A 13,244-nucleotide genomic window follows, 5' to 3' on the forward strand; every position below is an offset into this window, starting at 1 on the left:
CGCCGACGAGGCGGGCGCGCGCGACGCCGGGAGCGTGGTCGTGCCGGCGACGGTCCGCGACGACCCCGTGGTGGCGGCGGTCGCCACCGGCGGCACCGCGCCGGCGCTGTCGAGACACCTCCGGCGGACCATCGAGGCGGACCTCTCGGGGGCGGGCGCGATGGCCGACCTGCTGGGCGAGATACGCACGGACTTACGGGCACGAGAGCTGTCCGAATCGGAGCGCCGTACGGCGATCAGGACCGTCGTCGAGAGCCCGGCGGTTTGGAAGGGTTTACAAGAGGGCGTCGCCAAGGGCCGCCGAGAGGCAGAACGGGTCATGGAGGCGATCGAATGACCGACGCGGGCGTCATCTCGGGGGTCACCGTGAGCCACACGCTCGCGAGCGTCGCCGAGATCGAGTCCGCCGGCGGCGGCGCCGCCGTCCGCGAGACGGTCGCGGAGTTGCGCGCACGCGACGGCGTCACCGAGGCGTTCGCGCTGTCGACGTGCAACCGGGTCGAGGCGTACGTCGTCACCGAGGACGCCGCCACCGGCCGCCGGGCGCTCGCGGAGTTCGCGCCCGACGTACGCGACGGCGCCGTGGTCCGTCTCGACCACGAGGAGTCGCTCCGGCACCTGATGCGGGTCGCCGCGGGGCTGGAGTCGCTGGTGCTCGGCGAGGACCAGATCCTCGGACAGGTCAAGCGCGCGCTCTCGGAGTCGCGCGCGGCGGGCGGCATCGGGCCGGTGTTGGAGGAGGCGGTGATGAAGGCGGTCCACGTCGGCGAGCGGGCGCGCAGCGAGACCGCGATCAACGAGGGGTCGCTCTCGCTGGGGTCGGCGGCGGTCGACCTGGCGGCCCGCGAGACCACGCTCGCGGGTGCGACCGCGCTCGTGGTCGGCGCGGGCGAGATGGGGGCGCTCGCGGCGCGGGAACTCGACGACAGCCCGGTCGACCGGGTCGTCCTCGCCAACCGGACGCTCCCGCACGCCGAACACGTCGCCGCGGACCTCGACACCGACGCGGTCGCGGTCGGTCTCGACGCCGCGCCGGCGGCGACCGACGAGGCCGACGTGGTGATCGCGGCGACGGCCGCGGACGGCTACGTCCTCGACGCGGGCGACCTCGCGGGCGCGGGCGAGACGGTCTGTATCGACCTGGGACAGCCGCGCGACGTTGACCCGGCGGCCGACGACGGCGCGGTCACGGTCCACGACATCGACGCGCTGGAGGCGGTGACCGCCGAGACGCGCACCCGCCGGCGCGCGGAGGCGGAGACGGTCGAGTCGATGATCGACGCGGAGTTCGACCGCCTGCTCGAGGCGTTCAAGCGCAAGCGCGCCGACGAGGCCATCTCGGCGATGTACGAGTCGGCCGAGCGCACCAAGGCCCGGGAGGTCGAGGAGGCGCTGACGAAACTCGACGCCCAGGGAGGGCTGACGGCCGAACAGCGGGAGACGGTCGAGGGACTCGCGGACGCGCTGGTCGGCCAACTGCTCGCGGCGCCGACCCGGAGCCTCCGGGAGGCGGCCGCCGAGGACGACTGGAGCACCATCCACACTGCGATGCAGCTGTTCGACCCCGAGTTCGACCGCCCGTCGGTGACCGACGACGCCCCGAGCGGCGGACAGGGGGCGGCCGGCGTCTCCGAGCGCTCGGACGACTGAGGCGGCGCGTCCCGTACCGAGTCCGGTCGCGGCCGGCGGCCCGGTCCCCGCGGCCGACCCGGTCGGCGGTTTTTTTAACGAGTACTCCCCTCCGGAGGGAAAGGGTGATGTGGTAGGGCGTCGCACAGGCGTGTATGAGAGATCCGAGTATGGGGGTCGCCAGTCTGCCGACGGCTCCCGTCGAACGGGGGGTGGAGTCGATCTGTCGCGCCGCGGACTGCGGGTATCCGGGGGTCGCCGTCGGCGTCGCGGTGCTCTGTCTCACGGCGGCGTTCCTGCTGTTGGGGGGAGCGGTCCTCGTGCGGCTGCGGGACGCGCAGGAGGCGGTCTCGACCGAACGCAGCCGGACCAGCGCCGAACGCGACGCGTTCGACCGGTTCAGGCGTCGCGTGGTCCGCCTCGACCCGGACACGCCACACCCGCCCGACCCGCCCTCGGCGGGCGGCGGGGTGCTGGCGACCGCCGGGTCGGCCGTCGAGGGCGCGAGCCTCGGGGACGCCCGGGAGGCGTACGCGGAGACGGTGATGGCGACGCCCCACTACGAGGAGGAGTACGACGAGTCGCTGCCCCAGAGTCTCGCCGCCGAGTTCGGCGACGGCGTCGCGGGCGCGATGGTCGGGGGCGGCGCGCTCACGCCACAGCTACGGTCGACGCTGGTCGCGAGCGCCGAGCGCGCCCGCGAGGAGCGGGCAGAACTGCTGGCGGACCTCGACCGCGAGGAGGCGGGCATCGACGCCGCGAGCGACGTGCTCGCGCCGGCGGCCGACGCCGCCGCCGAGGTGACCGAGACCGACCTCGACTACTCCAGCTACACCGACCTGGTGGCCGACTACGAGCGGCTCGAGTGGCACGAGAGGCGTATCGAGGCGCTCCTCCGCGACCGGCAGGCGACCGTCCACGACCGCGAGTCGGAGCGGCCCCACTGGTACGAGTACCTCTACGGCTGCCTCTCGTCGCCGTACCCCGTCGTCGGAGCGGCGACGGAGGCGCTGGTGGAGCTGTCGGCCGCGCGCGACCGGATCGCGAGCGCCGCGAGCAAGCGGTGAGCGACGGCCGCGGGTCGGCGTCGCCGTTCCCACTCGGCGGCCGGCGGACGCGCGGGAAGCGCTTTTGCCGGTCGGGTGCGTCCGTCCCGGTATGGCCGACGTACTCGACGACGACGAGATAGCCGACCGACTCCCCGACGGGTGGAGCTACGAGGGTGACGAGGTAGTCCGGACGTACGAGTTCGACTCCTACCTGGAGGGAGTCGGGTTCGCCGCCGGCGCGGGCGGACTCGCTCAGGAGGCGTTCCACCACCCGACGCTGACCGTCGAGTACGAGGAGGTGACGGTCGCGCTGACCAGCCACGAGGCGGGCGGCGTCACCGACGACGACATCGACCTCGCCGAACGGCTCGACGAACTCGCCGACTGACGCCGTGGACGCCGCGTACGTCTTCCGGGTCCGGTTCACCCTCTCGCCGCGGCGGGTCGAGTTGGACCCCGACGAGTTCGAGACCACCGTCAGGCTCCCGGCGCCGCGGCCCGGGACCGACGGCTGGCTGCTGTTCCGCGACGCGCTCTGGCGGGGGGAGGCGAACGACGCGACCCACGCGCGCGACCTGATACGCGACCGCCTCCCGGAGGGGGTGGAGGTGCTGTCGGCGACGTTCAGCGAGTTCGAGACCGACCCCGAGTACCGCGAGGCGCTCGAAGCGGCGGTGGAAGCCGACCTGACGGCGTTCCGCGCCGACTCGGCGCGCGAGGCGCTCCACAAGTACTTCGGCTCCTCCATCCACGTCCGCGAGTGACCCGAGACCCGTCCCGACGGGTAGGTGGCCGCTACGCGGTCGCGCACCGCAGTACGACCCGAATACTTACTACGTACCGCCGCGTGGTATATGTTCTCGGGGCACACGGGAGGAAGGTACTTCCCACCCTGTCCCGTAGGAGGTTCCCCAAGTGATGGTCCCCGACGCGTACGACTTCTGGCTGTTCGACCTCGACGGCACGGTCGTCGATGCGGAGTGGGCGTACACCCGCGAGGTGTTCGACCGGGTGGGCGACAGGCTCGGCCGGCGGTTCACCGACCGGCAGGCCGAACTCCTCTGGCACGGGTTGACGGGCGCGCGCGACCCGTTGCTCCGCGAGTGGGGAGTCGACCCCGAGGAGTTCTGGCCGGCCTTCCACGCCGTCGAGGATCCGCGGTCGCGCGCGGAGGCGACGTACCTCCACGACGACGCGGCACGGCTGCTCCGCTCGCTCCGCGGGCGTGACGTGCCGGTCGGCGTCGTCACCCACTGTGCGGAGTTCCTCGCGCGTCCCGTCCTCGACCACCTCGGCGTGGGCGACTGGTTCGACACGGTCCTCTGCTGTTCGAACGAGACGGGGTGGAAGCCCGACCCCGGGCCGGTCGAACTCGCCATGGAGGCGATGGGGGTCGACCCGGCCGCCGGGCGCGGGGTCCTCCTCGGCGACGGCGCGAGCGACGTGGGAGCGGCGTGGAACGCGGGACTCGACGCGGTCCACGTCGAGCGGCACGGCTACGAGCGGCGGGGGCGGTGCGTCCGCGCGGACCACCGCGTGACCGACTTCGACCAACTCCCGCGGGCGGGCGACGTCCCGGCGGGGCGCGGACCCGCCGCGACCGACGGCGGCGAGACGGGCGTCGACGCGGCCGACGACCGGCCGTAGCGCCGGCGCGCGACCGACCGGGACCGACGCTCCCGGTCGGTCGGCCCGCCTCGTCGACACGGTCCGCGAGGGGGAGCTACCGCCGACGACCGAGCGGCGACGACGCGACCCGCGACTCCGTCAGCCGAGTCGCTCGTCGAGTATCAGCCGCGTCTTCGTCCCCTCGACCTCCGGGAGTTCGCGCGAGCGCGTGATGAGTTCGTTCACCGCGCGGGTGTCGACGGCGTCGACGATCATCACGACGTCCTCCTCGCCGGAGACCTGCCAGACGAAGTCGACCTCCTCCCACTCCGCCAACTCCTCCGAGACCGCGCTGGTGTTGACGTTCATGTCGACGGAGATCTCGATCATCGCCTTCACGTTGCCCGTGCGCGTGTTGATGGTGAACCGCTCGATCACGCCCTCGTCGGTCATGCGGTCGACGCGATTGCGTACGGTCCCCTCGCTCGTCCCGACCCGTTCTGCGATCTCCGTGTACGGGGTGCGCGCGTCCCGTCGGAGCAGGTTCAGGATGCGCCTGTCGAGGTCGTCCATGCGCCGTGGTGACGCCCCGGTGCCTTACCGATTACGAATTTCGTAACTCACCTTCGAACGACGCACTTATGGTGGCGGGCGCGTGCGTATCTCGTAATGGCGGACGCCTACGTCGCGCTGGCGGACGGCCGGGTCTTCGAGGCCCGCGCCCGTGCGCCCGGCCGCACACGTGGTGAACTGGTGTTCACGACCGCGTACACGGGGTACGAGGAGTCGCTGACGGACCCCTCCTACGAGGAGCAGGTCCTCACGTTCTCCTACCCGTTGATCGGGAACTACGGCGTCCGAGAGGAGCGATTCGAGTCGGACCGGGTCCACCCCACGGCCGCGGTGGCCCGCGAGATGACCGACGACGTGGCCGCGTGGCTCGAAGCCGAGGGCGTCCCGGCGGTCGACCACCTCGACACGCGCGAACTCGTCACCTCGGTCCGCGAGGAGGGGGCGATGGCGTGCGGCATCGCCGCCGGTCCCGACGCCACGCCCGAGGCCGCCGAGGAGGAACTCGCCGCCTGCAAGGGGATGTCCGACCACGTCGACATCGGCAAGCAGGTGTCGACCGACGAGTCGTACACGGTCGAGGGCGGCGGCGAGTTCGACGTCGCGCTGGTCGACTGCGGCGCGAAGGGGTCGATCACCTCGTCGCTGGCCGACCGCGGCGCGGACGTCCACGTCCTCCCGTACGACGCCACCGTCGACGACGTCGAGGCCGTCGACGCCGACGTGCTGTTCGTCTCGAACGGCCCCGGCGACCCCGCCAACTTCGAGGCCGCACAGGAGCTCGTCGAGGCGTTCGCGGGCGAACTCCCGCTGGCGGGCATCTGTCTCGGCCAGCAGATCGTCGCGCGGGCGTTCGGCGGCGAGACCGAGAAGATGGCGTTCGGCCACCGCGGCGTCAACCAACCCGTCCGCGACCTCGACTCGGGCAAGGTCGTGATGACGACGCAGAACCACGGCTACTCCGTCGCCGACCCCGGGAGCCTCGACGTGACGCAGGTGAACGTCAACGACGACACCGCCGAGGGGCTGGCGAGCGACGACGAGAGCGTGATCACCCGGCAGTACCACCCCGAGGCGAACCCGGGACCGCACGACTCGCTGGGCTTCTTCGACGAGGTGCGCGACCTCGCGGAGCGAACCCACTCGCCCGTGACCGCCGACTAGCAGACGAACCCGAACCTCTTTTCGCGGGGGCCTCCTCGCTCGCGCGGCTTCGCCGCGCTCGCTCGTCGATCCCCGCCAAAACCCGTTCATGCGGCTTTGTTGAAATCCTCAGAGAGTTACATGTTCGTCTTGTAATTCCACGAGATGAAGGCCCTCCCGAAGTCGCAGATTCTCCGGTTTACCGAGAAGGCGATCCATCTGGCACGTCGAGCCGTCTCTCGATACCCCTCGAAGTTCTCGAAGCATCGCTATACACTTCCCAGCACGTTGTTTTGATCTGTCTCAAAGTTCGGAAGAACACGACCTATCGTGGGCTACTTGACGAACTGATCGAAATGTAACGCATCCGCCGTTTTCTTGGACTAACCGAACTTCCTACACCATCAACCTCTGTAAGGCGTTCAACCGGCTTGATATGGACGTATGGCGTACTATATTGACTCTCTCAGCAACGCTACTTCCGACGAGCGGCGTTGTTGAAGTTGATTCGTCAGGATTCGACCGCAGTCACGCCTCGAAACACTACACGAAACGAGCTGAACTCACGATTCAGCAGCTTAAAGTGACGCTACTGGTCGATACGGAGGTGAACGCAATCCTCGATGTCCACGTGACGACGACACGAAAGCACGATAGCCAGATCGCCCCGTCGCTGATCAAGCGCAATCCCGAGAGTATCGATACTCTGCTCGGTGACAAGGGGTATGACGACCAGAAGATCAGACGGCTTGCCCGTCAACGTGAGGTTCGCCCAGTGATCAAGCATCGTGAGTTTACATCACTTCATGAGGCATGGAACGCACGCTTAGACACTGATCTCTACGGCCAACGGAGTCAATCCGAGACTGTCAACTCAACGCTCAAACGAAAATACGGTGCGTTCGTCCGCTCACGACAATGGTGGAAACAGTTCCGTGAACTCACCACCGCCTGTCTCAGTCACAACATCGACCGATCACTCTGAGCGGTCAATACAGGGCTTGGGTCAGGCGGCCCGTTCGTACAGACGGTATCGCGCCACGCAGTGGACAGCGAAGGTGATCCCGATTAGCAGGACTGGCAGCGCGACAAGGACGACTCCGACCCCCACCATTACAAGACCCAGCGAAAAGGCGAAAATCAACGAGGGAACGCCAACGAAAATAATCGCGCCGCCGATAAAGGTTGCGAGACCGAGCACGACGAGAACTCCGAAACAGAGCGCTTGGAGCGCCAAGACCGCACCCTTCGTGGTGAAGGCCAGTCCGAAGGCGCGCCGGACGCTCGAAACAAACCCCCGGTTCTCGAAGACGATCACAGGGACGACGTAGAAGGTCACGACGGTCCAGCCGAACGTCGAGCCGACAAGGGCCACGATTCCGGTCGGCTCCTCGTCCAGCGGACCGCCGTGGAACGCTTCGGCAAGTATGAAGACGACGAGTGTGATAGCCGAAAGTCCGACGACTGCCGTCACCCCCCACAGCACGAGGGGGCGCAACCGCGAGCCCGTTTGCCGGAGCGCTCCCCGGAACGTTCGGTTCCCTCCCGTACTCTGACGGGCGACCAGTTCGACGCCCGCGGCAACGGCGAGGGTGAACATCGGCTGCCACAGCACGAGCGCCTCCGGATCGACAGCCTCCCGGAGCAACGGGATCGAGATTTCGGTCCGCGAGAGCCCGACCACGGCTCCCCCCGTCACTGCCACCGGAACAGTGAAGATCACGAGCAGTTCGATCAGCAGAACGCGGTCCGAGAGTACCTGTTTGACCGCACGATGGGTCTCGACAAGCCCCGCACGAACGCCCGGCGGATCGGGATCCGGGGAGCCGTCGGTGGCGTCTGAGTGGGTCGTCATCGCGGCGGCTCTGAATTCGACATACACCCCAGCGTCAGTCTCACCGAGGAAGATAAGCTTAGCCGGCGAGAGTACCGTCGTGACGACGGCACGTCTACGGCTAGTACGATCCTCGAAAAACTCACACTCCACTTAATAAATAAGACAATAATATAACTTGGGGTTGGACGGCCAGAGCTCAAGTCACGATATTGGCACAAACAGTTCCGTGAACTCACTATTGTATGTCTCGTTCAAAGTATCGACCGATCACTCTGAGCGGTCAATATACATCTCTCATCGATCGGATGTTTCAGATGAGAATATATCTGAAGAAGATAATTTCAACAGAGCCGTTCATGCCAAAATGCCGCGAGCGGGACGGCAGAGCCGTCTCGCTCGCGGTGGGAGGCGTAGTGGTACCGGACCGATTAGCTATCGACGTGTGGCGTATCCCGGTCGTTCGATACTACCGTCAGCCGGCGCGTCGGATCGGGTGGCCGTCGGGCGTCGCGTCGGAGGCGACGGCGAGGGCGGCGACGCCGAACGCACCGCCGACCACGAGTCCGAACATCATCCCGAACGCGTCGGCGTCGAGGAGGAACGGCGCGACGACGGCGACGACTGCGAGCGCCGCGAGCGGGAGCGCCCACAGTTTCGACCCGCCCGCGACGGCCTTCCGGGCGCTGGCTTCGTCCACTCCCGTATCTCCGAGTTCGCTCCCCGCGCGCGTAAGTGTCCGCGAGACGATGTTATCTGCGTTACAGAAACGGCGTTCCGAGAACGTTCTTCATCGTGCGTGATGATCACTCGCGCATGGCATCCGAACCCGAATCGGACGCGTTCCACGAGGCGGTCCCGCTCGCGGAGTTGGAGGCGGAGGGACGGGCGCTCGTCGCCGTCGAGGGCGTCCCCGTCGCACTGTTCCACCACGAGGGGGAAATACGCGCGGTCAACAACCGCTGTCCCCACATGGGGTTCCCGCTGACGGAGGGGAGCGTCGACGAGGGCGTGCTCACCTGTCACTGGCACCACGCGCGGTTCGAACTCTCCTGTGGGGACACGTTCGACCCGTGGGCCGACGACGTCGACACCTACCCGACGGAGGTGCGCGAGGGGGTCGTCCACGTGAACCCCACGCCGCGGCGGTCGGACCCGCCGGCGGTCCACTGGCGGGAGCGACTCGACGACGGGTTGGAGCAGAACCTCCGGCTCGTCCTCGCCAAGAGCGCCGTCGCGCTCCAAGACGTGGGCGTCGACCCCGCGGAGACGGTGGAGACGGGCGTCCTCTTCGGGACGCGCTACCGCGAGGGCGGGTGGAGCTCCGGGCTGACCATCCTCGTCGCGCTGGCGAACCGGCTGGACGACCTGGACGACGAGGACAGAAAGCGCGCGCTGTATCAGGGGCTGACCGAGGTGACGAGCGACTGCGCCGACCAGCCGCCGAAGTTCGACCAGGAGGAGTTCGCCGCACGCGACGTGCCGTTCGAGCGGCTCGAATCGTGGTTCCGCGAGAACGTCGAGGTGCGCGACGCCGACGGCGCCGAGCGGACGCTCCGCACCGCCGTCGCGGCGGGCGCGACGCCCGAACAGCTCACGGGGATGCTGGTGGCGGCGGCGACCGACCACCGGTATCTCGATACGGGCCACACGTTCGACTACGTGAACAAGGCGACCGAGGCGCTCGACCTGATCGGGTGGGACCACGAGGCCGCCGCCGACGTGCTCGCGTCGCTCGTCCGCGGGCTGGCGTCGGCCGACCGCGCGGAGGAGCGCTCGTCGTGGCGCCAGCCGGTCGACCTCGCGGCGATGTGCGACGAGACGTTCGACCGCCTCGACGACCTAGTCGCCGAAGGCGAGGGGAAGGAGTGGAAGCGGCCCGACGGGTTCACCGACCGCCTCCACGCGGCGGACCCCGAGGAGGTGTTCGACGCGCTCGAAGGCGCCATCGAGGACGGCGCGACCGTCGAGCAACTCGCGCGCGCGGTGGCGTACGCCGCCGGTCGGCGGGTCGCGCTGTTCGCCACCAACAACGAGTTCTCCGACTGGAACACGGTCCACCACACGTTCACGTTCGCGAACGCGGTCCACCGCGCGGCCCAGCGGACCGAGACGACCGAGCTCTACCGCGGCGTGTTCGACGCCGCGGTCAACGTCTACCTCGACCGCTTTCTCAACACGCCGCCCGCGCCCGAGCCGTCGCCCGACCCGGACGCCGACCCCGACGAGGAGTTGGAGGGACTCCTCACCTGCTTCGAGACCCAGGGACGGGTCAACCGCGCGGGCGCACACGCGGCCCACTACCTCGACGGCGGGGGCGACCCCGAGCGACTGAAGGCGGAGTTGGGGAGCGCGCTGGTGCGCGAGGACACCGGGTTCCACACGTTCCAGGCGTACGAGGCGGCGTGTCGGCAGTTCGACCTCCGCGAGGACGCCGCCGAGCGCCGGGACCTGCTGGTCGCCGCCGCGCGCTACCTGTCGGCGCACTACCCCACCCGGCGCGAACGCGAGGGGACGTTCTCCATCGCCGCGCGCCTGCTCGACGGCGAGCGGGTCCACGGCGCCGACGCCGGGAGCGACGCCGAGGTGGCGACCGGCGACGACTGAGCCGCCCGCGGGCCGGGTTCGCCACTCTCGCCGGGCCGACGACGGTCGGAGCGGACCGAAGCCGTCTTGGTTCCACCTGAACACCCACGGAACATGAGCACGGACGACGCCGGCGCGGGCGCCGACGCCGCGGGGGAGACGGGCGGCGAGCCCGCACACGAGAACGCGCTCCAGGACGTGATCGCGGTCGACGCCGACGACAACCCCGAGGGGACGGTCAACCGCCTCGACGCGCACACGGGCGAGGGGGTCCGCCACCGGGCGTTCACCTGTCTCGTGTTCGGGCCGGAGGGGCGGCTCCTCTTGGGCCAGCGCGCGCCGACCAAGCGGCTGTGGGCGACCTACTGGGACGGGACGGTCGCCTCCCACCCGGTCGAGGGACAGACCCAAAAGCAGGCCACCAGACAGCGGCTGGAGGAGGAGTTGGGGATCGCGCCCGACCAGTACGACGACCTCCGGGTGACGGACAAGTTCGAGTACCGGCGCTACTTCGAGAACGCGGGGCTCGAACACGAGGTGTGTTCGGTGCTGAAGGTGACGCTTGACGACGCGTCGCTCGACCCCGACGAGGCGGAGATCGGCGGGCTGCTGTGGGCTGAGTACGACCACCTCCACGACCACCCCGAGTGGTACCGCCAGCTCAGGCTCTGTCCGTGGTTCGAGATCGCGATGCGTCGCGACTTCGACTGACCCGACGCTGCCGGTCGCTCGCCGGACCGAAACGCAACGCCGTTGTCGGTCGCCCGCCAAGCGCGGGCGTGCCCGACTCAGACCCCGGGACCGACGACACCCCCGACCCCGAACTGTACGACGACCTCAACGGCCAGGTCGCACTCGTCACCGGCGCGAACCGCGGGATCGGCCGCGAGATCGCGCGCGGCCTCGACGCCCGCGGCGCGACGGTGTTCGCGGGCGTCCGCAGCGTGACCCACGACGTGCCCGACGCGTGGCGGAAACTCACCCTCGACGTCTCACAGGAGGGCGACGTCCAGAGTGCGATCAACGAGATCGGCGACGAGGCGGGGCGGCTCGACGTCCTCGTGAACAACGCGGGCGTCGCCTACTCCGAGGGTCCGATCGACGAGGAGCGGACCGCCCACCTCGACCGGACCATCTCCGTGAACCTCCGCGGGCCGATGCTGTTGTGTAAGTACGCGCTCCCGCCACTGCTCCGGACGGAAACGCCGCGTATCGTCAACGTCTCGTCGGGGATGGGCGCGCTCTCGGAGCCGCAGTCGGGCGGGTCGCCCTCCTACCGAGTCACGAAGACCGGACTCAACGGTCTCACGAAGTACCTCCACGGCGAGTACGGCGACGAGGGACTGCTCGCCAACTCCGTCTGCCCGGGCTGGACTCGGACCGACATGGGCGGCGAGGAGGCGGACCGCTCGCCGGAGGAGGGTGCGGAGACCCCGCTGTGGCTCGCACGGTTCCGTTCGGGTCCGGGCGGGCGGGTCTGGCGCGACAGGGAGCCCATCGACTGGTAGCACCCGCACTTGGTTGGGCATCGCAGGGGTCGAACGCGAGGGGGCTTCGGCGGTCGTCTCGGGGACGACCCCCGCGGTCGGTCACGATACGCGAGACGGCTCGGACGACACGCCAGTGCCGACGTTCCCGTACGACTTGCCCTCCCGTGAGGAACCGCTCTACCGCTTCCTCCTCTCCCGTCCGCGTCGCCGCGACCCGCACGGTTTAGCCCGCGGTCGTTCGTGTTCGGGTATGGACATCGCGCCGTTCGAACTCGAACGCTGGTTCGCCGAACACGAACACGAGGCCGACATCATGCTCGCGGAGTCGGGCATCCGCTCGATCTCCGCCGACCGGTTCGACCTCGACCCGGGCAAACTCGGCTACGTCATCCCGACGAACGGCGACCCCGAACTGCGCGCCGCGGTGGGCGAGCGGTACGACCGCCCGGCCGACGAGGTGCTGTTCACCTGTGGCACACAGGAGGCGAACTTCCTCGCGTTCCTCGCGCTGATGAACTCGGAGGCGGGGAGCGAGGCTGTCGTGGTCACGCCCACCTACCAGTCGCTCCACGCGGTGCCGGAGGCGTTCGGGTCGGTAACCCGCGTCGGACTGGAGCCGCCGGGGTGGGAACTCGACCCCGACGCCGTGCGGGCGGCGGTCACCGACGATACCGCCGTGGTCGTGCTCAACAACCCGAACAACCCGACCGGGCGGTACCACCCCGAGTCGGTCGTGCGCGACCTCTACGACGTCGCCGCCGACCACGGCGCGTACCTGCTGTGTGACGAGGTGTACCGCCTGCTCGCCGACGACCCGCTACCGCCGGTCGCGTCGTTCGGCGAGTACGGTCTCTCGACGGCGAGTCTGACGAAGGCGTACGGGCTGGCGGGCACCCGGTTCGGCTGGCTGGTCGGCGACGAGGACGTGGTCGAGGCGGCGTGGAACTGGAAGGACTACACCACCATCTCGCCGTCGCTGTTCGGCCAACACGTCGCGAGACAGGCGCTCGGCGACCACGAGGACGCGATACTGGAGGAGAACCGCGAACTCGCGCGCGACCACCGCGACCGGGTGGCCGAGTGGGTCGACAGCCACGGTCTCGACTGGCACGACCCGGTGGGCGTCAACGCGTTCGTCACCGTCCCCGAGGGGTTCGACGGGTCGCGCGAGTTCTGTCGGACCGTCGTTGAGGAGGCGTCGGTCGTGCTCGCGCCCGGCGCGGCGTTCGGCCACGACGACTACTTCCGGTTGGGGTTCGGCCACGAGACGGCCGACCTCGAGGAGGGACTCGCGCGCGTCGGCGACCTGCTGTAGTCCGGTTCGACCCGTTTTGT

General features: G+C 69.2%; 14 protein-coding genes and 1 pseudogene. 12 read left to right on the forward strand and 3 right to left on the reverse strand.

The window, feature by feature from the left end; genetic code table 11:
* From K933_RS18450 to K933_RS13900, 6 genes are all read left to right on the forward strand, one after another.
* On the forward strand, positions 1-337 hold a 337-nt coding region (locus K933_RS18450), incomplete at its 5' end, for a precorrin-2 dehydrogenase/sirohydrochlorin ferrochelatase family protein (RefSeq protein ID WP_023395374.1).
* Positions 334-1,650 carry a glutamyl-tRNA reductase gene (hemA, locus tag K933_RS13880; protein ID WP_023395375.1) on the forward strand — a complete coding sequence of 439 codons (1,317 nt, stop codon included), beginning with the start codon at positions 334-336 and terminating at the stop codon, positions 1,648-1,650. The genes K933_RS18450 and hemA, both read left to right, overlap by 4 nt.
* A gap of 134 nt (positions 1,651-1,784) precedes the next feature.
* Entirely contained in the window at positions 1,785-2,696 is a 912-nt protein-coding gene (locus tag K933_RS18455) for a DUF7260 family protein (protein WP_161631427.1), read from the forward strand.
* Between the two features lie 91 nt (positions 2,697-2,787).
* Complete coding sequence (locus tag K933_RS13890) at positions 2,788-3,066, forward strand: 4a-hydroxytetrahydrobiopterin dehydratase (protein ID WP_023395377.1); 279 nt, start codon at positions 2,788-2,790, stop codon at positions 3,064-3,066.
* A 4-nt stretch (positions 3,067-3,070) separates the two neighbouring features.
* A complete protein-coding gene (gene lwrS / locus K933_RS13895) occupies positions 3,071-3,442 on the forward strand; it encodes an LWR-salt protein (RefSeq protein WP_023395378.1) in 372 nt (123 codons plus the stop codon).
* A gap of 154 nt (positions 3,443-3,596) precedes the next feature.
* The gene (locus K933_RS13900; RefSeq protein WP_023395379.1) at positions 3,597-4,325 is read left to right on the forward strand and encodes an HAD family hydrolase; all 729 of its coding nucleotides are present in this window, start codon (positions 3,597-3,599) and stop codon (positions 4,323-4,325) included.
* Between the two features lie 120 nt (positions 4,326-4,445).
* Here the strand turns inward: K933_RS13900 and K933_RS13905 are convergent, their stop codons facing one another.
* Positions 4,446-4,859 carry an Lrp/AsnC family transcriptional regulator gene (locus K933_RS13905; RefSeq protein WP_023395380.1) on the reverse strand — a complete coding sequence of 138 codons (414 nt, stop codon included), beginning with the start codon at positions 4,857-4,859 and terminating at the stop codon, positions 4,446-4,448.
* Between the two features lie 96 nt (positions 4,860-4,955).
* On the opposite strand from K933_RS13905, the gene carA reads away from it, so the two are divergent.
* Together carA and K933_RS17530 are read left to right on the forward strand one after the other, a co-directional pair.
* The gene (carA, locus tag K933_RS13910; protein ID WP_023395381.1) at positions 4,956-6,020 is read left to right on the forward strand and encodes a glutamine-hydrolyzing carbamoyl-phosphate synthase small subunit; all 1,065 of its coding nucleotides are present in this window, start codon (positions 4,956-4,958) and stop codon (positions 6,018-6,020) included.
* A 144-nt stretch (positions 6,021-6,164) separates the two neighbouring features.
* Positions 6,165-6,984: pseudogene (locus K933_RS17530) on the forward strand (IS5 family transposase).
* Positions 6,985-7,005: 21 nt separating this feature from the next.
* Here the strand turns inward: K933_RS17530 and K933_RS13920 are convergent.
* Entirely contained in the window at positions 7,006-7,986 is a 981-nt protein-coding gene (locus tag K933_RS13920) for a hypothetical protein (RefSeq protein ID WP_152529838.1), read from the reverse strand.
* A 322-nt stretch (positions 7,987-8,308) separates the two neighbouring features.
* Positions 8,309-8,533, reverse strand: a complete 225-nt coding sequence (locus K933_RS13925) for a hypothetical protein (protein ID WP_023395384.1) — start codon at positions 8,531-8,533, stop codon at positions 8,309-8,311.
* 116 nt (positions 8,534-8,649) lie between these two features.
* Between K933_RS13925 and K933_RS13930 the strand changes: the two genes are divergently transcribed.
* The 4 genes from K933_RS13930 to K933_RS13945 all read left to right on the forward strand — a co-directional run bounded on the left by K933_RS13930 (position 8,650) and on the right by K933_RS13945 (position 13,224).
* Entirely contained in the window at positions 8,650-10,440 is a 1,791-nt protein-coding gene (locus K933_RS13930) for a Rieske (2Fe-2S) protein (RefSeq protein ID WP_023395385.1), read from the forward strand.
* Positions 10,441-10,533: 93 nt separating this feature from the next.
* On the forward strand, positions 10,534-11,130 hold the full coding sequence (locus K933_RS13935) for an NUDIX hydrolase (RefSeq protein ID WP_023395386.1): 597 nt from the start codon (positions 10,534-10,536) through the stop codon (positions 11,128-11,130).
* A gap of 68 nt (positions 11,131-11,198) precedes the next feature.
* Positions 11,199-11,927, forward strand: a complete 729-nt coding sequence (locus K933_RS13940) for an SDR family NAD(P)-dependent oxidoreductase (RefSeq protein ID WP_023395387.1) — start codon at positions 11,199-11,201, stop codon at positions 11,925-11,927.
* Positions 11,928-12,159: 232 nt separating this feature from the next.
* Complete coding sequence (locus tag K933_RS13945; protein ID WP_023395388.1) at positions 12,160-13,224, forward strand: aminotransferase class I/II-fold pyridoxal phosphate-dependent enzyme; 1,065 nt, start codon at positions 12,160-12,162, stop codon at positions 13,222-13,224.
* Positions 13,225-13,244 lie beyond the last annotated feature (20 nt).

Source organism: Candidatus Halobonum tyrrellensis G22 (genome assembly GCF_000495475.1).
Lineage (GTDB): Archaea > Halobacteriota > Halobacteria > Halobacteriales > Haloferacaceae > Halobonum > Halobonum tyrrellense.